17 protein-coding genes are annotated in these 20,163 nt (G+C 46.8%); 9 read left to right on the top strand and 8 right to left on the bottom strand.

Annotation, left to right across the window (positions count from 1 at the left end):
- Positions 1 to 254: 254 nt before the first annotated feature.
- Complete coding sequence (locus V8F51_RS28110; RefSeq protein WP_337103824.1) at positions 255 to 1,328, bottom strand: HD-GYP domain-containing protein; 1,074 nt, start codon at positions 1,326 to 1,328, stop codon at positions 255 to 257.
- A 52-nt stretch (positions 1,329 to 1,380) separates the two neighbouring features.
- Positions 1,381 to 3,864 (bottom strand): DNA gyrase subunit A, encoded by a 2,484-nt coding sequence (gene gyrA / locus V8F51_RS28115; RefSeq protein WP_337103825.1) that lies wholly within the window; start codon positions 3,862 to 3,864, stop codon positions 1,381 to 1,383.
- Between the two features lie 326 nt (positions 3,865 to 4,190).
- Between gyrA and V8F51_RS28120 the strand changes: the two genes are divergently transcribed.
- Entirely contained in the window at positions 4,191 to 4,949 is a 759-nt protein-coding gene (locus V8F51_RS28120) for a YheC/YheD family protein (RefSeq protein WP_337103826.1), read from the top strand.
- Positions 4,950 to 5,086: 137 nt separating this feature from the next.
- Here V8F51_RS28120 and gyrB read toward each other — a convergent pair whose 3' ends face one another.
- The 6 genes from gyrB to dnaA form a co-directional block, all read right to left on the bottom strand.
- Positions 5,087 to 6,997: a DNA topoisomerase (ATP-hydrolyzing) subunit B gene (gene gyrB / locus V8F51_RS28125; protein WP_337103827.1), complete on the bottom strand. Its 1,911-nt coding sequence runs from the start codon at positions 6,995 to 6,997 to the stop codon at positions 5,087 to 5,089.
- A 40-nt stretch (positions 6,998 to 7,037) separates the two neighbouring features.
- Complete coding sequence (remB, locus tag V8F51_RS28130; protein ID WP_012772007.1) at positions 7,038 to 7,289, bottom strand: extracellular matrix regulator RemB; 252 nt, start codon at positions 7,287 to 7,289, stop codon at positions 7,038 to 7,040.
- A 27-nt stretch (positions 7,290 to 7,316) separates the two neighbouring features.
- Positions 7,317 to 8,426, bottom strand: a complete 1,110-nt coding sequence (gene recF / locus V8F51_RS28135; RefSeq protein ID WP_337103828.1) for a DNA replication/repair protein RecF — start codon at positions 8,424 to 8,426, stop codon at positions 7,317 to 7,319.
- A 27-nt stretch (positions 8,427 to 8,453) separates the two neighbouring features.
- On the bottom strand, positions 8,454 to 8,669 hold the full coding sequence (yaaA, locus tag V8F51_RS28140) for a S4 domain-containing protein YaaA (RefSeq protein WP_337103829.1): 216 nt from the start codon (positions 8,667 to 8,669) through the stop codon (positions 8,454 to 8,456).
- Positions 8,670 to 8,709: 40 nt separating this feature from the next.
- Complete coding sequence (dnaN, locus tag V8F51_RS28145) at positions 8,710 to 9,852, bottom strand: DNA polymerase III subunit beta (protein WP_337103830.1); 1,143 nt, start codon at positions 9,850 to 9,852, stop codon at positions 8,710 to 8,712.
- Between the two features lie 218 nt (positions 9,853 to 10,070).
- Positions 10,071 to 11,423 (bottom strand): chromosomal replication initiator protein DnaA, encoded by a 1,353-nt coding sequence (gene dnaA, locus V8F51_RS28150; protein ID WP_337103831.1) that lies wholly within the window; start codon positions 11,421 to 11,423, stop codon positions 10,071 to 10,073.
- 566 nt (positions 11,424 to 11,989) lie between these two features.
- Here dnaA and rpmH point away from each other — a divergent pair.
- From rpmH to noc, 8 genes are all read left to right on the top strand, one after another.
- Complete coding sequence (rpmH, locus tag V8F51_RS28155) at positions 11,990 to 12,124, top strand: 50S ribosomal protein L34 (protein WP_307204190.1); 135 nt, start codon at positions 11,990 to 11,992, stop codon at positions 12,122 to 12,124.
- A 329-nt stretch (positions 12,125 to 12,453) separates the two neighbouring features.
- Positions 12,454 to 12,825: a ribonuclease P protein component gene (gene rnpA / locus V8F51_RS28160; protein ID WP_337103832.1), complete on the top strand. Its 372-nt coding sequence runs from the start codon at positions 12,454 to 12,456 to the stop codon at positions 12,823 to 12,825.
- A gap of 363 nt (positions 12,826 to 13,188) precedes the next feature.
- A complete protein-coding gene (locus tag V8F51_RS28165; protein ID WP_337103833.1) occupies positions 13,189 to 13,983 on the top strand; it encodes a YidC/Oxa1 family membrane protein insertase in 795 nt (264 codons plus the stop codon).
- Positions 13,980 to 14,600 (top strand): RNA-binding cell elongation regulator Jag/EloR, encoded by a 621-nt coding sequence (gene jag / locus V8F51_RS28170; protein ID WP_337103834.1) that lies wholly within the window; start codon positions 13,980 to 13,982, stop codon positions 14,598 to 14,600. The genes V8F51_RS28165 and jag overlap by 4 nt, the downstream gene beginning before the upstream one ends.
- Before the next feature lie 99 nt (positions 14,601 to 14,699).
- Positions 14,700 to 16,079 (top strand): tRNA uridine-5-carboxymethylaminomethyl(34) synthesis GTPase MnmE, encoded by a 1,380-nt coding sequence (gene mnmE / locus V8F51_RS28175; RefSeq protein ID WP_337103835.1) that lies wholly within the window; start codon positions 14,700 to 14,702, stop codon positions 16,077 to 16,079.
- A gap of 9 nt (positions 16,080 to 16,088) precedes the next feature.
- Positions 16,089 to 17,978 carry a tRNA uridine-5-carboxymethylaminomethyl(34) synthesis enzyme MnmG gene (gene mnmG / locus V8F51_RS28180; RefSeq protein ID WP_337103836.1) on the top strand — a complete coding sequence of 630 codons (1,890 nt, stop codon included), beginning with the start codon at positions 16,089 to 16,091 and terminating at the stop codon, positions 17,976 to 17,978.
- 8 nt (positions 17,979 to 17,986) lie between these two features.
- The gene (gene rsmG, locus V8F51_RS28185; protein WP_442956501.1) at positions 17,987 to 18,712 is read left to right on the top strand and encodes a 16S rRNA (guanine(527)-N(7))-methyltransferase RsmG; all 726 of its coding nucleotides are present in this window, start codon (positions 17,987 to 17,989) and stop codon (positions 18,710 to 18,712) included.
- A 581-nt stretch (positions 18,713 to 19,293) separates the two neighbouring features.
- Positions 19,294 to 20,112, top strand: coding sequence for a nucleoid occlusion protein (gene noc, locus V8F51_RS28190; protein WP_337103837.1), 819 nt, complete (start codon positions 19,294 to 19,296; stop codon positions 20,110 to 20,112).
- The last annotated feature ends 51 nt before the right edge of the window (positions 20,113 to 20,163 follow it).

Below are 20,163 nucleotides of genomic sequence, written 5' to 3' on the forward strand. Positions count from 1 at the left end.
TTCAAAGAACAATCTTTTCTTTCGTGTCGGCCGTATGTTTCAGCGGCGACTTAGATAATATATCACAGACGCCTATAGCATTGCAAGCACTTTTTTGATTTAATTTCATTTTTATTATTGCTGCGATATTTCTACTTCATTCAGCTCTAATATTCCGTATTAATCATTACTCTTTAACAAACAAAAATGAGCTTTGCTGAAGCTTAGACGATGCGATCATCTGTAAGCTGCAGCAAGGCTCATATGCATAGTACCTATTTCAATACTTCGTTAATATGAAGATGTCGTTCAACAGTCAGGTTAACGATGACCCCGCCAATCGACACCCATGGCCTAGTAGGATGCTTAGCATCAGAGAATACAATTTCGCCGATCCGTCCATCACTAAGCTTCACAACCGTACCGTTGTGAAATTGCGTCACCTTATTCACAAAGATCGTTACATATCCAGGGTCCAGCTTACCGAATGCGTCTTCCTGGATTTGTTCCAATACGAGATATGGTGAAGTTGCTTTGCGATAAGATTTGTTAAGCGTCATTGCATGAAAGATGTCCGCTATACTCACTATTTTGGCATAGGGATGAATTTTTGTTGCGTCAATACCGAGCGGGTAACCGGAACCGTCAACCTTCTCGTGGTGCTGCAAGGCAGTCAGCTTAGCGCCCTCATTCAGCGCTGCTACGCTCTTAAGCAACTGATAGCCGAGCACGGTATGACGCTTCATCTCTTCCTTCTCATCCCCTGACAACGCATTAGGCTTGTTCAAGATAGCCTTATCGATACGAATGTTGCCAATATCGTGCAGCAAGCCTGCAAGCGCAATCTGCATCCAGTCCTTCTGCGCGAACCCAGTCCACTGTGCGATCAGGTACGAAGTCATTGCTGACGTAATGCTATTATGAAGCAAATAATCACGCTCGTTGAATTGACGAGGCATGAAGGTTAATATTTTGTAGTCTTGAACATGCAGCAGCAGCTTCTCGAGCTGAGACCGTATATCCATGATGGGTAAACCTTCGCCCGTCACATACGATGCAAATACTTTTCTCAATAGCGTCAGCATCTTCTCATATTCACTATGAAGGGGAGAAACCTCCTGCTGTGCAGTTCCCTCCGCTCGAGGCTCATCTTGCGTGTCCTCTTTGGCCTTCGAAGTGATTGCTCCGTAATCTACAACAACTGACGTTACTAGAAATGCGTGCAAGATCTCAAGTTCCTTCGGCGTAATGACTTTGCCCTTTTGGAACAAAACTCCGCCTAACGGGGTGAGGACATCTTCTCCGATTTTATCTCCCAGCTTCAACTGAGATACATTTACCGCTGCCATCTACTGTCCCCTCCCCTGTGCTTATACTGCTTCTGCATGCTACTGTCTGAGCTTATTCGACCGGCGTTTCGCCTTCATTCTCTTCTTCGCCGTCTTCAAGGTTGTCATTTTCTTCACTGCGAGCGACTCTAGTTACGGTTGCTACCGTATCGTCATCACGCGTATTGATGAGCTTAACGCCCTGCGTATTACGACCCATCGTCGAGATGCCTTCCATGCTCGTACGAATCAATGTTCCAAGAGCCGTCATAATCATAAGATCCTCATCGTTCTCAACGACTTTGAGCGATACGATCGGACCGTTCTTATCCGTAACGTTAAGCGTCTTGATGCCTTTGCCGCCGCGGTTCTGACTCCGATAATCGCTAACTGGCGTACGCTTGCCATAACCTTTGGAGGTTACGATCAATACGTCCTTCTCCGGAACGATGACGTCCATATCGATAACCGTATCATCATCATCAATCGCAATCCCTTTCACGCCTGTTGCGGAACGTCCCATCGAACGGACATCCTGCTCAGAGAAGCGAATGGACATCCCTTGGGCTGTACCCATAATGATCTCCTGGTTGCCGTCAGTCAGCTTCACTCCGATTAAGTCATCATCCTCACGAAGCGAGATTGCAATCAAGCCAACGCGGCGGATATTAATATAATCATCGAGCGGCGTTTTCTTAACGACACCTTGCCTTGTAGCGAAGAACAGATAATGATCGGGATCGAAATCTTGAACCGGGATAACGGCGTTAACCGTCTCGCCTTGTTCGATCTGAATCAAGTTAATAATCGGCGTTCCGCGAGCCGTACGGCTGAGATCTGGAATTTCATAAGCCTTTAGCTTATAAACTTTCCCTTTGTTCGTGAAGAACAGCAAGTAATGATGCGTGTTCGATACGAATAGATGCTCAACGAAGTCATGCTCCTTCGTATCCATGCCGACTACGCCCTTGCCGCCCCGCTTCTGGCTGCGGTAAGTCGTTACAGGCAGACGCTTAATGTAGCCTGTATGGGTAATCGAGATAATAACATCCTCGCGAGGAATGAGATCCTCGTCCAATATTTCATCGTCGCTAGCCGTAATCTCGGTGCGGCGCTCATCGCCGAATCTATCCTTCAATTCTGCAAGCTCCGTGCTAATGATGTCCAATACGAGTTGCTCGTCGGCCAGAATCGCTTTGAACTCAGCAATCTTGCGCTGTAATTCCGCGTATTCCGCTTCGATCTTCTCGCGTTCCAAGCCAGTCAGACGTTGCAAACGCATATCCAGAATCGCTTGTGCTTGCTCTAAGCTGAGCGAGAAGCGCGAAATTAATCCTTCGCGCGCTTCGTCCGTCGTACGCGAGCTGCGGATCAATGCAATAACTTCATCCAGATGGTCAAGCGCGATACGCAAGCCTTCCAAAATATGAGCGCGTGCCTCTGCTTTCTTCAGATCGAACTCTGTACGGCGACGAATAACTTCAATCTGATGCTGGAGGTAGTGATAAAGCATCTCGCGTATATTAAGCGTGCGAGGCTCTCCATTAACGAGCGCCAGCATATTAATGCCGAAGTTCGTTTGCAATTGAGTCTGTTTGTATAGATTGTTCAATACGACGCTTGGGTTAACGTCACGGCGAAGCTCAATGACGACCCGCATGCCGTTCCGATCGGACTCATCGCGGAGATCTGTAATGCCCTCGATCTTCTTCTCACGGACAAGTTCGGCGATCTTCTCGACAAGACGCGCTTTAATAACTTGGTAAGGAAGTTCATGAACAATAATACGCGCCTTGTTGCCATTCTCTTCTATCGTTGCCCGAGCACGCATTGTAACGGAACCGCGGCCTGTCAGATAAGCCTGGCGGATACCTTGATAACCCATAACGAAACCAGCCGTCGGGAAATCCGGACCTTTAATAAATTCCATCAATTCCACCGGCGTAATATCCGGGTTGCGAATCAATGCTTGCACGCCATCGATGACCTCGTTCAAGTTGTGAGGAGGGATGTTCGTAGCCATACCTACCGCAATACCGGTAACACCGTTGACAAGAAGGTTCGGGTAACGAGCTGGCAATACGACCGGCTCTTTCTCTTCACCATCGTAGTTCGGTACGAAGTCGATCGTTTCTTTGTTGATATCTCGCAACAGCTCCATCGCAATCTTGGATAGCCTTGCTTCGGTATATCGCATCGCAGCTGCCATGTCGCCGTCAATGGAACCAAAGTTGCCGTGACCGTCGACGAGCATATAACGCATAGAGAAATCTTGAGCCATCCGGACCATTGATTCATAAACAGCAGAATCGCCGTGCGGATGGTACTTGCCGATAACCTCGCCTACGATTCTCGCTGATTTCTTATGCGGCTTGTCCGGCGACATGCCAAGCTCAGACATCGCGAACAAAATACGGCGATGCACGGGCTTAAGTCCGTCCCTAACATCGGGAAGAGCACGGCTAACGATGATACTCATCGCATAATCCATGAATGAATCCCGCATCTCGGTACCGATATCCCGATCCTTAACTGACAATCGTTGTTCTTCCGCCATGATTTACCTCCCTGACGTCATCTATAGCTAGTCCTAATCAACATAACCATTATATTACTTTCACAAATAGAGGGCTGCTAAACCCTATAAGCGCAAATAGAGAAAATGCTCATAAAAATAGGTTAATTACCGCTCTCCAGATGCTAAAAATCACCATAAAATAAACAGACCCAAACTTCATTATACCACTCATTCCAAAGTCTGTCTCCTGCCTCATTGGAACGAAGAAGCGATTTTTATATCATCGATCTTCTTCTCCGGCTCGAGGAGATCATCGATATAAACTTTTGGGAAAATAACCGATTCTGTGAAAGGAGATACGGACGTTGACCATTCAGCGCGTTAACAGCAAATGGGCCAAAACGCTCGTCTTGCTCAAATCCGAGTATTTACGCCAATATATCCCGCTTACGAAGCTGTTCAGCCGCGAGACCGTCTACCGGATGCTTAATGAGTACGGCATGATTTATGTGAAACCCATTAACGGCACGTTTGGCAAAGGAGTTATACGTGTCGAACGCACGACTGACTCGAACCGCAGCTATAAGTATCAACAGGACACAGTCATCCACCACTATGCAAGCTTTGAAGCTCTCTACAAAATGCTGCTGAAGCAGAAGAAAAATCGCAAATATATTGTCCAAAAAGGCATTCATCTGCTCCGTCACCAAAAGCGGCGCTTCGATATTCGGGTCATGGTCCAAAAAAACTTGCGCGGCGAATGGGAAGCGACGGGTATTATCGGGCGCCTCGCCCATCCAGCCAAAATCGTAACCAATTATCACAGCGGAGGAACTCCGATGCCAATCGATTCCTTAATGTCCGACCATGCCAGCCCTCAGCAAATCACGATCTACAAAAACAGACTCCAAAAGCTTAGCATTACGATTGCGAATCAATTAGTCGCCGCCTATCCGAACTTGAAGGAAATCGGCGTCGATATCGCTATCGATCATAAACTTCACCCTTGGATTCTTGAAGTTAATACGCGGCCCGATCTGCAAATCTTCCGCAAGCTCTCCGACCAGAATGTGTTTCACAAAATGTATCGTTATGCGGTAGCCTACGGACGCTATAAGCACTAATAAAAAGGAATAAGCAGCCTCTCACGGTGAACTACACTCCATTTGTTAGAATGACTAACAATGGAGGTAGAGTTCACTTACAGATGGCTGCTTATTATTTATGGGCTTGCTAGCCTGTGTCTGAATGTCCGGAAAGGCTAGAAGTCTAAGTTTTTCACATATTTCGCGTACTTTTGGATGAAGTCACGACGCGGTTCAACGTTATCGCCCATCAGCGTATCGAAGACGATATCCGCCTCCATCGCATCGTCGATCGTAACCTGGAGCATCGTACGGCTCTCCGGATCCATCGTCGTTTCCCATAGCTGCGTCGCATTCATCTCGCCCAAACCTTTGTAACGCTGTACGTTAACCTTTACGCCTTCACCGAACTCGGCAATAATTTGGTCGCGCTCCTTCTCGGTCTGCGCGTATCGAATGACTTTATTCCGTTCAACCTTGAACAATGGCGGTTGAGCGATGTAAATGTAACCTGCTTCGATAATATCTCGCATGTAGCGATAGAAGAATGTCAGCATGAGCGTGCGAATGTGCGCGCCATCGACGTCGGCATCCGTCATGATGATAATTTTGTGATAACGAGCCTTCGCGAGATCGAAGTCATCACTAATGCCGGTGCCAAGCGCGGTAATAATAGCCCGAATCTCGGCATTGCCGAGAATCCGATCCAGACGCGCCTTCTCAACGTTCAGAATCTTACCTCGAAGCGGCAAGATAGCCTGGAAGTGGCGATCACGTCCTTGCTTAGCCGATCCGCCAGCGGAGTCACCTTCGACAATATACAGTTCGCTGATCGAAGCGTCCTTGGATGAGCAGTCAGCCAGCTTACCCGGCAATGAACCGACCTCAAGCGCGCTCTTGCGGCGAGTCAGCTCACGTGCTTTGCGCGCAGCTTCACGGGCACGGGCAGCTTGCAGCCCCTTCTCGACGATTTTGCGCGATACGGAAGGATTCTCCTCAAGGAACTCTTGCAGCTTCTCGGCGAAGAACGATTCAACGATACCGCGAACCTCGCTGTTGCCAAGCTTCGTCTTCGTCTGACCCTCGAACTGCGGCTCAGGAATCTTAACCGAAATGATCGCAGTCAAGCCTTCCCGTACGTCATCGCCCGAGAAGTTCGAGTCATTATCTTTAATCAGGTTCGTCTTACGGGCGTAATCGTTAATAATACGCGTGAGCGCACTCTTAAAGCCGGATTCATGCGTACCGCCCTCATGTGTGTTGATGTTATTCGCGAACGAATAAATATTCTCAGCGTAGCTGTCGTTATATTGCAGTGCTACTTCGACCTGTATATAATCCTTCGAGCCCTCCACATAAATCGGTTTCTCGTGGAGTACCTCGCGGTTACGGTTCAAATACTCAACAAACTCGATAATACCGCCATCATTCTTGAACGTATTAGATACGCCAGTACGTTCGTCGGTCAATACGATTTGGATGCCTTTATTCAAGAAAGCCAGCTCGCGTATCCGCGATTGCAGGATCTCGTAATCATAGACAGTCGTATCTGTAAATATTTCAGGATCTGGCTGGAATGTTACCTGCGTGCCTGTCTCCGTGGACTCGCCGACGATCTTGATGTCATACTGTGGAGCGCCTCTGCGATATTCTTGCTGATACAGTTGGCCGTCGCGTTTAACTTGAACGATAACGAGCTCCGACAATGCATTGACGACCGATACACCGACGCCATGGAGACCGCCGGATACTTTATAGCCTTCGCCTCCGAACTTGCCGCCCGCATGCAGGACGGTCATAACGACTTCAAGCGTCGACTTCTTCAGCTTCGTATTCTCGCCTACTGGAATGCCGCGGCCGTTATCAATAACGGTGATGCTATTATTCTCGTGAACGATAACTTCGATTCTGTTACAGTAGCCTGCAAGTGCCTCGTCGATACTGTTATCGACAACTTCCCAAACAAGATGATGAAGACCTTTGCTGCTTGTGGAGCCGATATACATCCCCGGACGTTTGCGTACTGCCTCTAAGCCCTCCAGGACCTGTATCTGACTCTCGTCATACGTATGTTGTTCCAAAGACATGCAAGTTCACTGCTCCTCTCAACTGCTCTTCCTGATCGCCTTACCCGTTCGCCGCAAAATGATGTGCTCGTTTCTTCAACGTAGAGGATGATATGGGCGAATAATAAATCTTTTGCTTCGTCACAACGATTGATTTCGGCTCTTCCTCGCCAATCGTCTCGACATCCTTCCGCTTCCGTGCTCCCGCAACGAATTGCTTGGACAACTTGGAGGATTGCTCGATCGAAATATCAAAAATGGCTACTAATTCCGCAGCCCGGATAATTTTCTCGCCGCCCAAATGGATATACATAACGTCCACCTCTCCTCTAATAGCGCCTTATCTCGTCACTCGGCCCTCTTGCACATGGTAGATGCCGGCATCTTGAAGCTTGGATAAATTCACGCTTTCAAGTCCGGTCGTCGTTATAAACGTTTGCACTTTGCTCTGAAACGTTTCGATGAGCTGCGTCTGCCGATTTTGGTCGAGTTCGGATAAGACGTCATCGAGGAGCAATAGCGGATATTCACCGATTTCCTCGTTAATGAGCTCGATTTCTGCCAATTTTAAAGATAAGGCCGTCGTTCGCTGTTGGCCTTGCGAACCATAGGTCTGCGCTTCCTTGCCGTTGATAAAAAACGTCAAATCGTCGCGGTGCGGTCCCGCCAAAGTAACGCCTCTGCGAATCTCCTGATCTTTCACCTGTGTTAACTTTATCATAAATTGATCAAATAAAACAGATTCATCTTGAAGCGCGTCGGTGTCGAAGGAGGGGCAATATTCGATCGTGAGCTGCTCTGCGCCGCCAGTAATGCCTGCATGAATTTGCTCGGCGAACGCTTGTAATTTATGTATGAAGTGTTTCCTTTTTTTCATTATTTTAACACCATGCTCCGCAAGCTGCATATTCCACACGTCAAGCATCGTCTGATTCACGCTTCCAGGGCCTGCCGTCTTTAAGTAATTGTTGCGCTGCTGAAGCACTTTGCCGTATTGCTGAAGCGTATGCAAATAACCGGGCTGCACTTGTCCGATTTCCATATCGAGAAACCGTCTTCGTACCCCCGGCGTACCTTTTACAATTTCGAGATCCTCAGGCGCGAACATGACGACATTCACCGAACCGATGAAATCGCTCAGCTTGCGCTGCTCCAGGCCGTTAATCCGTGCCTTCTTTCCTTGCTGTGTGAATGCGAGATCAAGCTTGACTGAGCCGTAGCGTTTATCTACCTCGCAGCTTAGGCGAGCTGAATCGGCTTCCCAGCCGATCAGCTCCTTATCCTTCGACGTACGATGCGACTTCGACAGCGCAAGCACAAATATAGCTTCAAGCAGATTCGTCTTGCCCTGGGCGTTAGGCCCAAGAAATATATTCACCTTATTCGGCGTTTGCAGGTCAAGCTGACCGTAATTGCGATAATTTTGCAGTTGTATGCTCGTTAGAAACACGCTTCGTCCTCCCGGTCTGTTGATGCATTAGCTCCTAACAACCGTAAAGACGCCGCATCCTTCCACTTCTACGCGATCGCCGGCATAAAGTTTCCGTCCACGTCTGTTATCCGCTTCGCCATTAATGTGAACAGCCGTTTCCTGCAGAAAAAATTTTGCTTGTCCACCTGTGGATATACAATCCGACAGCTTCAGAAATTGTCCAAGCGCAATGTATTCGGTTTGAATGGAGATTTCCTTCACCCTAATGTCTCAGTCCCTTCTTCGCTAGTGATTTCTCAACTTAGCCGGTTGTACGATACGGCAAAATGACGTACATGCTGTATTCGTGGTCAAGCGGACGAATAATGATCGGGCTCATCGCCCCTGTGAAGCCGATGAACAATTGTTCGCTGTCGATAACTTTAAGCACATCGAGCATATATTTGGAGTTGAACGCAATTCGCAGCGGTTCGCCATTGAACTGCTTCGCCTCAAGCTGCTCCGTTACACGGCCAAGTTCAGTTGAGCTCGACGAAATTTCGATGCTGCCATCCTCAAGGGTCATAAGGCGGACAATGTTCGTTTTTTCCTCACGCGACATCAAATAAGCGCGATCGATCGCGTCCATCACATTTTTTGTATCAAGAACAAGTTCTGTTTTGAACACTTGCGGAATAATTTTAGAAGTGTCGGGATAAGTCCCGTCCAATATACGCGAATAGAACAACACGTTGCCGATCTTGAACAGCACTTGATTGTCGGCGACAACGATATCGACGAGCATATTATGCTCGGGAACAAGCTTCGACAGTTCCACGAGCGTTTTCGCGGAAATAACGATGTTGTTGAAACGGTAATCCGGATGCGTATCGACTTTTGCAGTACGACTCGCAAGACGATGGCGGTCAGTTGCTACGAACTTGAGCTCGCCTTCGTTCAGATTCCACAAGACACCCGTCAAAATTGGCGTTTGTTCGCTTGTCGATGCAGCTAGCACGGATTGGCGAATCATCGCTTTTAATAAATCGCCAGGCATTTGGAATATTTCATTTTGCTCAATGGATGGCAGCACTGGGAACTCTTCAGGATCAAGCCCAACCATTTGAATTTCGGTAGCGCCTGAACGAATGATCGTCTGGTAATGAGCGCCGACTTCGATGCTGACCTGGTCCGACGGGAGCTTCTTAACGATTTCCACAAAAAATTTGGCAGGCAATACGACGTTACCCGGTTTATCCACATGTGAAATAACGAATTGATCTCTTTCAACAGGTATGAAGCTTTGGATGGAGATATCGGTATCACTCGCTGTTAATGTTACACCTTGGTGTGTAACTTCAATCTTGATACCGCCAAGAATCGGAATTGTAGGGCGAGAGGACGCTGCTTTGGCAACCTGTTGGATAGCGTCGTTCAATTCATTTTTTGAGATCGTTAGTTTCATGATTACACTCCTAGCGTTTATATAGATTGAGCGATGCGAAATTGTTTTTTGACGGGCTTTCAACAGGCGGCGTTAGCCGTCTATATTTGATGATGTTTATTAAAGATTTTTAGTAGACGTAGTAGTAGGGGCACTGAATATGTGGATAACCCTGCGGAAAACCGATAAAGCAAGCCTATCCACATGTGCATAGCGTGTGCATAGGCTTGCTTGGTTGTTCACATATGATTTTTGATTTTTTCGGTTAAATTCTGAATGATCTTCGTAAGGTCATGATCCACTTTAAGCTGCTGCGAAATTTTCTCGTGCGCATGGATGACTGTCGTATGGTCGCGGCCGCCGAACGCCTCGCCGATCTTCGGCAACGAGTAGTCGGTAAGCTCGCGTGACAGGTACATCGCGATTTGGCGCGGATAGGCAACGGCTTTCGTACGCTTGCGGGCTTTGAATTCCTCCAGGCGCAGTCCGTAGAACTCTCCGACCTTTGCCTGAATGTCCTGCATCGTGATCATCCGCGGCCGGCTTGATGGAATGATATCCTTCAGCGCTTCAGCTGCCAGATGCGACGTAATATCGGCGTTGATTAAGGATGAATAGGCCACAACGCGGATAAGCGCCCCCTCAAGTTCCCGGATATTCGTATCGATCTGGTTGGCGATATACACCATCGCTTCGTTTGGAATATCGAGATTCTCAGCTTTCGCTTTCTTGCGCAGAATGGCGATCCGCGTCTCGAGATCAGGCGGTTGAATGTCGGTAATAAGTCCCCATTCGAACCGTGAACGCAGCCGTTCTTCGAGCGTTGGAATTTCTTTCGGCGGACGGTCACTAGAGATGACGATCTGCTTTCTTTCTTCATGCAGCGCGTTGAAGGTATGGAAGAACTCCTCCTGCGTCTGCTCCTTGCCTGCTAGAAACTGAATATCATCGACGAGTAATACGTCGATATTGCGGTACTTCGTACGGAAGCTCTCGCCGCGATTGTCACGAATGGCGTTAATGAACTCGTTCGTGAACTTCTCGGATGATATATAGAGTACCTTCGTATTCGGATTATGGTCCATGATGTAGTGGCCAATCGCATGCATTAAGTGCGTCTTGCCTAGTCCAACACCACCATAAAGAAACAACGGATTATACGCCTTGGCCGGAGCTTCAGCGACGGCGAGCGATGCCGCATGGGCGAACCGGTTGTTGGCTCCGATTACGAATGTATCAAACGTATATTTTGGGTTAAGCATATGGCTATGCGTTTCTTCTTGCGCAACCGGTGTTTGTACGGTCTTCGGCGGAAGCGAAATGATCGGTTCTGCGCTGCGCTGCTCTTCAATTGCAAATTGAACGTCCACCTGCCTGCCCAAAAATTCAAACAGTGTCGTTCTTATGAGCTTCGTATAGCGATTCTCCAGCCATTCGACAGCAAATGTTGTCGGGGCGGTTACTTCAAGTATGGAATCATCGACAAAAGAAGCCTTCGTCGCTTTGAACCAGGTGTCAAAGCTCGGCTTGCTTAATTTGGTCTGGATGATTGACAACACTTGCTGCCATAAATCATAGGTATGGCTGTCCACAGACTGTCACTCCTTATTCAACTCGCCTAAGTCGGCGCGGTTAAGCTAAACGTTGTCGAAAATCAGGGATTTATAACGAAAGCATCCACATTATGACGTAGATGAAGAAACTGAGTTATAAATAGGGGATGATTTTGTTCACAATGTTATCCACAGGTTGTTGATAAATATGAGGCTTCTACGATGTAATCCACATCAAAAACATAATAATCATAGCAAAAGATCCCTTATATTTCAACGAATTCGCTGATTTTATCCACATTCTCAACTGCTTGTGCATAGAAGTTATCTACAACACTACATATTGTTTATATCTTGTTATCATTTCGACAAAGTTCGTTGTCGATCGTGAAAAACTGTGCACATGTTATTAGTTTTCTAGAATGAGCGGCATTTCATACGTTATCCACAATAAAAATCGGATAAAGCTTATTCCTGTATTTTGCATCGGAGAGGTACATTGACTTTTGACCGCCCACATGGTTTAATTAAAAAGGTGTTTTTTAAATAAAGAGAAGAAGTTATAACTGACACATTGATATATGTAATATAGGAGGTGCAGAACGATGAGACCTACATTTAAACCGAATGTAAGCAAACGCAGCAAAGTGCACGGCTTCCGCAAACGTATGAGCTCGAAAAACGGACGTAAAGTTTTGGCAGCGCGTCGTCAAAGAGGAAGAAAAGTACTGAGCGCATAAGCAGAAGACCACGTCCGGTGGTCTTCTTTTTTTTGTATTTGCGCAATGAAATCCTTATTCCTTATTAAAGAGGGCTGAGATATTTCATCTCCAAATATAAGAATTTATAAGTTTACACTTATAATCACGCTTATATTTCATCGCGAAACGGTACTACACCGCCAAATGTTGGTGTAGGTCGTTTACGCTTGAAATATAGGTGAGTATAACTTTGTTTATACAAGCCCTATATTTTTCACGAAACGCAATGTCCTCTATTTAGGAGGACTGAGTCGTTTCGACTCAGGCTATACTTATTAGATGAAACGAAAGAACGGTGGCCATAAGTCGTGCATAGAAAGTTGCGTCTGCGTAACCGCGGGGATTTCAGCCGGATCTATCGAGGCGGCAAATCATTCGCAAATGGACAATTTGTCGTATATTGGTCTAAACAGCCGGACGCGGATCCATTCCGCCTCGGTGTTTCGGCGAGCAAAAAAATCGGAAATGCGGTCATGCGCAATCGGATGCGGCGGATGGTTAAGGAGATCGTGCGCCACCAGGCTGATCGGATAGCCCCGAAGACGGATCTTATTCTTATTGTCAGGAAACCGGCAACGGTCATGAAGATGAAGGAAATGGAGAAATCGGTGCTTCATGTGCTTAAGAAGGCAGGGCTGCTGAAGAGTTTGGGCCAACCGCCTGTTAAGCGCAAGGAATAGCCTGTTTTTGGCTGAAAATGGACGATCATTCAAAGTCGTTAAGAAAGCGTATGCACCTTGATGCTGCTTGTTTCTTTGTCCCATAAATTATGGTATAGTCAAGATTGACGAGCCTGTCGTAAAGATGCTAACTCAATCGTCAAACGGCGTTGGCACTGTGCTTATCAAGTTATAGTCATATAGTTGAAACCCTAACGCTTCATATTCAGTATTAGGGAAGTTGACTATTTGTTTATGTATAGGAAAGTATACGTTTTTCTCGTTATACTTGACCTATATTTCACCGCGAAACGTTGCTTTAGACGCCAAACATTGGCATCTACCGTTTACGCCTTGGGCAATGGCTCTTAGAGAGGAGTTTTCATGTTGTTTCGGAATTCAAAACGCAAATGGCTTCTAGTATTGGGGCTCGTCCTTGTTATGGGCGTGCTTGCAGGCTGTGGAGCTCCTACGAATCAGACGACGGAAACGGCTGATTTATTGAAGGGCAATTTTTGGGAGAAAAACGTCGTTTATTACTTCGCAATCACGCTCGATACATTTGCCAAGTGGTTCGGTGATTCGTACGGTCTAGCTATATTGCTGCTGACGATTATTGTAAGAACGTTAATCCTTCCGCTGACGCTTAAGCAATATCGAAGCTCGAAGGCGATGCAGGCGATTCAGCCTCAGATGGCTGAAATTAAGAAGAAACATAAGGATAACCCGCAAAAACAGCAAGAAGAAACGATGAAGCTGTTCCAGCAGAATCAGGTTAATCCGATGGCGGGCTGCTTGCCGCTAATTGTGCAAATGCCGGTTTTCATCGCGCTCTACAATTCGATCTACAAAAACCCGGATATTCGCGAGCATACGTTTTTGTGGTTTGAGTTAGGCAAGAGTGCTAATGATGGAGGATGGACGTATTACCTGCTTCCATTACTCGCAGCCGCAACGACATTCATTCAGTCGAAAATGATGCAGAAGCAGCAAACGCAAACGATGCCGGGTATGGGCATGATGCTCACGATCTTCCCTGTATTAATCTTCGTTATGGCGATCAACTTCCCGTCGGCGCTTCCGCTGTACTGGGTATATAGCAATATCTATACAATCGTTCAAAACTACTTCCTGTACGTGCGTTCATCTGACAAGGGTAAGGGGGCCCTCGCGAAATGAAGAAAATCGTTGCATCAGGAAAGACGATAGACGATGCTGTGCGTAATGGTTTGACACAATTGCAAGTGACTGAAGACCGCGTGAAGAAGGTTGTGCTTGAACAGCCCACCAAAGGGTTGTTCGGATTGTTTGGCGCAAAGGAAGCGAAAGTTGAGCTTGAATTGATTCCGGATGCTACGGAAGAAGCTGAGAAGTTTCTTCTGGAGATTGCCGGAACAATGGGGCTGCAAGTAAGCATCGATCGTAAGCAAACGAGAGAAGGGACGAGGCTGGCCGTTACGGGCAGCGGAGACCTTGGTATGCTGATTGGGCGTCGCGGACAAACGTTGGATGCGTTACAGTACTTGGTTAACATTGTGGCTAATCGTTATTCGGATAGTCATCTTCGAATCGTCCTTGATGCAGAGGATTTTCGCGAGCGCCGGCGCAAGACGCTGGAAGAGCTGTCGGAACGCCTTGCGGGCAGAGTCATTCGGACCAAGAAGGAAGTTGTGCTTGAGCCGATGTCTCCGCATGAGCGCAAAGTCATTCATTCGCAATTACAGAACCATCCTCGGGTGAAGACCTATAGCAAGGGCGACGAGCCCAATCGGAGAGTCGTTATCTCGCTTAGGTAATGCTAGTAGGCAGGCAACAAATAGATATTTAGATACGGTACGCAGCAATGGCTCCTATGGTCATTGCTGTTTTTCCATTTGAGAGGTGCTGACTTAAAGGTGATATTGGATACGATTGCGGCTATTTCGACGGCAGTCGGAGAGGGCGGCATTGCGATTATACGGATAAGCGGGCCCGATGCGATAAGCGGTACGGCTTCCATTTTTCAATCCAAAACAAGCTTGAATGATGTGCAGTCGCATACGGTCAACTACGGACATATTATTGATCCTGCAACAGGTGAGCAGGTGGAAGAGGTGCTTGTGACCGTCATGCGCGGACCACGCTCTTTCACGGCGGAGGATGTCGTGGAGATCAATGCCCACGGTGGCGTAGTAGCGGTTAAACAGGTGCTTGATGTTGTGCTGCAGCTGGAGGGCTTCCGTACGGCAGAGCCGGGGGAGTTCACGAAGCGGGCTTTCCTGAACGGACGCATTGATCTGATGCAGGCCGAGGCGGTTATCGACCTAATTCGTTCGAAGTCGGATCGGGCATTCTCGGTAGCAAGGAAGCAGGCTGAGGGTGCGCTGTCGAAGCAGATTAAGGCGCTTAGGCAAACGGTTATTGAACTGCTAGCACATATAGAGGTTAATATTGATTATCCCGAGCATGATGTTGAAGATTTAACGAGTGCTTATATACGTGAGCAATGCGGTTCTGCGATTGAATCGATCGGGAAGTTGTTAAAAACGGCAAACGAAGGCAAAATATTGCGAGAAGGTATATTGACCGCTATCGTTGGGCGTCCGAATGTTGGAAAGTCGTCGCTCATGAACGTACTGACGCAAGAGAACAAGGCGATTGTCACCGATATACCGGGTACGACTCGTGATGTGATCGAGCAATTCGTTACGTTAAACGGCATTCCGCTTCGCCTGCTCGATACCGCGGGTATTCGGGATACTGATGATGTCGTCGAGAAGATTGGTGTTGAACGTTCGCGCTCGGCGCTGGAGGAAGCAGAGCTGATCTTGCTCGTTCTGAATTATAATGAACCTTTGCAGCCCGGTGATCGCGAATTATTGGAGCAATTAGCTGGTCGTTCTGTCATTGTTATCCTCAATAAGACTGACTTGCCGCATCAATTAGAAATTGAGGTGGTGGAGCAGTTCGTTCCGGCCGATTCGATCGTACGAATGTCGGTGCTTGAAGAGCGTGGGCTCGATCGATTGGAGCAGGCGATTAGCGAAATGTTTTTCGAAGGCCAGCTTGAAGCGAATGATCTGACATATGTAAGCAATGTTCGGCATATTTCTTTGCTGAAGCGCGCGAATCAATCGCTCGTCGATGCCATTGAGGCGTCGAATATGGGAATTCCAATAGATGTTATACAGATTGATGTGCGGTCGGCCTGGGAGTCGCTTGGCGAGATTCTTGGCGATGAAGTAGGCGATTCATTAATTGATCAAATCTTTTCACAGTTCTGTTTAGGGAAGTAGGGATAAATAATGGGTTATTTAGCTGGTGAATTTGACGTTATCGTTATTGGAGCTGGTCACGCGGGCTGCGAGTCAGCGCTTGCTTCGGCAAGGATGGGCTGCAATACGCTGCTCTTAACGATTAACCTGGATATGGTTGCATTCATGCCGTGTAATCCGTCTATCGGCGGACCGGCGAAAGGCCATGTCGTGCGCGAGATTGATGCATTGGGCGGCGAGATGGGACGCAATATCGACAAAACGTTTATTCAAATGAGGATGCTGAATACGGGCAAGGGGCCGGCTGTTCATGCGCTGCGTGCGCAAGCGGATAAATTCGATTATCAGCATACGATGAAGAAGACGATTGAAGAGACCGATAATCTGACACTGAGACAAGGGATGGCAGAGGAGATCATTGTCGAAGAGGGCAAGATTGTGGGCATTACAACGAAGACAGGCGCAGAATATCGCGCACGCGCTGTTATCGTTACAACAGGCACGTACTTGCGCGGCAAAATCATTATGGGTGAGCTTATGTATGAAAGCGGCCCGAACAACCAGCAGCCTTCTGTAAGGCTGTCCGCGAGTTTGAAGGAGCACGGGTTCGAGCTTGTCCGCTTTAAGACAGGTACGCCGCCGCGCGTTCATAAGGATACGATTGATTTCTCCAAGACGGAGATTCAGCCTGGCGACGAGTCGCCGAAGTTCTTCTCTCATGAGACGGAGTCGTCGGATAACGAACAGTTGCCTTGTTGGCTGACGTACACATCTGAAGCAACACATAAGATTATCAACGATAACTTGCACCGCGCGCCGATGTTCTCAGGTGCGATCGAAGGGACTGGGCCGCGTTATTGCCCATCTATTGAAGATAAAATTGTCCGTTTTGCAGATAAACCGAAGCATCAGATTTTCCTTGAGCCAGAAGGTATGCATACATCGGAATATTATGTCCAAGGGTTATCCACAAGTATGCCTGAGGATGTACAGCTTGGAATTTTACGGTCAATCCCAGGTTTGGAAAATGTTGAGATGATGCGTAACGGTTACGCAATTGAATACGATGCGGTAGTACCGACACAGCTTTGGCCGTCCCTGGAGACAAAGGTCGTTGATGGGTTATTCACAGCTGGACAAATCAACGGAACATCCGGTTATGAAGAAGCAGCAGGACAAGGGATCATTGCGGGTATTAACGCAGCGCGCAAAGTACAAGGCAAAGAGCCTATCATTATTGATCGTTCGCAAGGTTATATCGGTGTTATGATCGATGATCTCGTAACGAAAGGGACGAATGATCCTTATCGATTGCTGACGTCTCGTGCCGAATATCGTCTGTTGCTTCGCCACGATAATGCGGATCTTCGTCTTACGCCTATTGGTCATGAGATCGGTCTTATTTCGGAAGAGCGGTATGCCAAGTTCCTTCGCAAGAAAGAACTGGTTGAGCTTGAGATTGAACGATTGAAATCGACAAAAGTGAAGCCGGACGATGTGCTTGAGATGCTGACAGCTGCTGGATCTACTCCAATGACGAATGGAGCCGATGCGTTGTCGCTGTTAAGAAGACCTGAAATTACGTATGCGATGGTGGAGACGGTTGTCCCTTCTTCGGAACATGAATTGACGGAAGAGATGAAGGAGCAAGTTGAGATCCAAATTAAATATGCAGGATATATCGAGAAGCAGCTGATTCAAGTAGAGCGTCTTAATAAGATGGAGAAGAAACGTATTCCGGATGATATCGAATATAGCCAGGTTCATGGTCTTGCTTCCGAGGCGAAGCAGAAGCTGGCTGTTATTCGTCCGCTGTCTATTGGGCAGGCTTCGCGGATTGCCGGCGTTACGCCAGCGGACATCTCAATCTTGCTTGTATATCTTGAGCATTATAACCGCGTAATAGCGGCGAGAGGATAGTTAAGCGTATGGATCAAACGTTGAAATGGTTTACATCGCGTATGGAGGAGAGCGGCATTACGCTCTCTCCTCATCAGCTTGAACAATTCGACACCTATTTCCGTTTGTTAGTGGAATGGAACGAAAAGATGAATTTGACTGGCATAACGGAAAGGGACGCCGTATACGAGAAGCATTTTTACGATTCGGCGTCGCTTTCTTTTTTTGTAAATATAGATAAGGTTGAGAGGATAGCCGACATTGGTTCCGGTGCAGGCTTCCCAAGTATCCCACTTAAAATTTGTTTCCCTCATCTTAAAGTAACAATCGTTGATTCCTTGAACAAGCGAATCCAGTTTCTTAATTTTCTAGTGGAGCAATTAGGTGTTTCGGATGTTTCCTGTGTTCATGGCCGCGCTGAAGATATTGCTAAGCTGCCAGAGCATAGAGATAGCTATGATCTAGTTACTGCAAGAGCGGTTGCAAGATTGAATGTATTAAATGAGTTTTGTTTACCCTTCGTTCGTAAAAGTGGGTTATTCGCTGCTATGAAAGGTTCCCAATCGGAGGAAGAGGTGCGAGAGGCGTCATTCAGCTTGCGTGAGCTTAAGGCGAAAATCAAAGCGCAGCATCAGCTGCAGCTTCCGAATGAACAATCGGAACGACATATCGTCATTATAGAGAAGCTTGACGCGACGCCACGTAAATACCCAAGAAAAGCAGGCACACCACTTAAGCAACCGCTTATTGGTTAAGATGGAGTGATAAATGTTTCACGTGGAACATTCAAAATTACCTGTTGAGCATTTGCATATTTATATGGAATTGAACGATTATCAAGCAGGAGATAGACCTCGTTAAGTCGAATTATATTGTTATGGATGTAATGGACGTGATATAAGCTTGTTGGCTCGTAGTTGCGACAGTTTCTAACGCTTAACATCACAATAGGAGGAGGAAGCTCCACTTATACCATGACTAAAGCTGATTAAGCTGATATAGCTTAATACTTAACTGATGGTTAGTCAGGAGCATCCAATCCTGCTGTTAAAGCGAGTTTATTGCAAAAACCTTCTAATCTATCATTCTTTCATGTTGTTCCTCGAGCATTTCTATCAATCAGTAGGTTTATTTTTCTGTGCATGATTCAATCTAAGACGTAAGACTACAGCACTGATTGATCGTGCTTGATGATGCCTGGTAATAGGTTTATAATTAGACTTTACAGGATAATCATCAATGAAGCGTGATATTCCTACGTAAAAATGGTAGCGAGATAGCAAGGAAATAAGATGGCTTGGAAGGTTTATCTCATGATCGGGTGGTAATTATCGATATGAAAGAACAATTTTCTCGTTTATTCGGCTTATCCGAGCAGCGCATCGCGCAAGAAGAGGTTCGTCAGATTCCAATTCAGGATATTGATGCGAGCCCGTTTCAGCCACGTACGATCTTCGATGATGATCGTATTGATGAATTATGCCAAACGATTAAGACACATGGTGTTATTCAACCTATTGTGGTCCGTATGCGTAATGGCAGGTATGAAATTATCGCTGGAGAACGCCGTTGGCGTGCTGTAACTAAGCTCGGGTACGATACGATTCCAGGCATTGTGCGAGAATTCAATGATTCGCAGACGGCTTCAATTGCTCTTATTGAGAACTTGCAACGTGAAGGGTTAACCGCTATAGAAGAAGCGATTGCCTATCAGAAGCTTATAGAGTTGCATGAATTAACGCAGGAAAGCTTGGCGCAGCGGCTTGGCAAAAGTCAATCAACCATCGCTAATAAGCTCAGATTGTTGGCGCTAAGTGACACCATCAAGCAAGCGCTAGCGGAACGAAAAATTACAGAACGACATGCCCGCGCACTTCTTTCCTTGGATAATGAAGAGCTGCAGCATAAGGTTTTGGAAGAAATACTAACTAAAGATTTGAATGTGAAGCAAACTGAGGTTCGAATCGCCTTTCTGAAAGAGTCGACGAAGCTGAAGAAAGCTAAGCGCATATCGTTCACGAAAGATGTACGTCTTGCGTTGAACACGATCCGTCAATCGATTGAGATGGTATCTGGATCAGGTCTGCAAATTAAGACAAACGAGAAGGATCATGACGATCATTATGAAATCGTCATCCAAATTCCAAAAAGATAGCAATGATCGATACTTATATTCGTTATAAAATGATACACATAGCTGCTAAGC

Source organism: Paenibacillus sp. YIM B09110 (assembly GCF_037167145.1).
Taxonomy (GTDB): domain Bacteria; phylum Bacillota; class Bacilli; order Paenibacillales; family Paenibacillaceae; genus Pristimantibacillus.

Excerpts from the sequence above, each read along its gene's own strand:
- dnaN (WP_337103830.1), bottom strand. The coding sequence starts at position 9,852 with ATGAAACTAACGATCTCAAAAAATGAATTGAACGACGCTATCCAACAG.
- rpmH (WP_307204190.1), top strand. The coding sequence starts at position 11,990 with ATGAGACCTACATTTAAACCGAATGTAAGCAAACGCAGCAAAGTGCAC.
- rsmG (WP_442956501.1), top strand. The coding sequence starts at position 17,987 with ATGGATCAAACGTTGAAATGGTTTACATCGCGTATGGAGGAGAGCGGC.
- remB (WP_012772007.1), bottom strand. The coding sequence starts at position 7,289 with ATGTATATCCATTTGGGCGGCGAGAAAATTATCCGGGCTGCGGAATTA.
- mnmG (WP_337103836.1), top strand. The coding sequence starts at position 16,089 with ATGGGTTATTTAGCTGGTGAATTTGACGTTATCGTTATTGGAGCTGGT.
- V8F51_RS28110 (WP_337103824.1), bottom strand. The coding sequence starts at position 1,328 with ATGGCAGCGGTAAATGTATCTCAGTTGAAGCTGGGAGATAAAATCGGA.
- noc (WP_337103837.1), top strand. The coding sequence starts at position 19,294 with ATGAAAGAACAATTTTCTCGTTTATTCGGCTTATCCGAGCAGCGCATC.
- jag (WP_337103834.1), top strand. The coding sequence starts at position 13,980 with ATGAAGAAAATCGTTGCATCAGGAAAGACGATAGACGATGCTGTGCGT.
- V8F51_RS28165 (WP_337103833.1), top strand. The coding sequence starts at position 13,189 with ATGTTGTTTCGGAATTCAAAACGCAAATGGCTTCTAGTATTGGGGCTC.
- gyrB (WP_337103827.1), bottom strand. The coding sequence starts at position 6,997 with ATGTCTTTGGAACAACATACGTATGACGAGAGTCAGATACAGGTCCTG.
- gyrA (WP_337103825.1), bottom strand. The coding sequence starts at position 3,864 with ATGGCGGAAGAACAACGATTGTCAGTTAAGGATCGGGATATCGGTACC.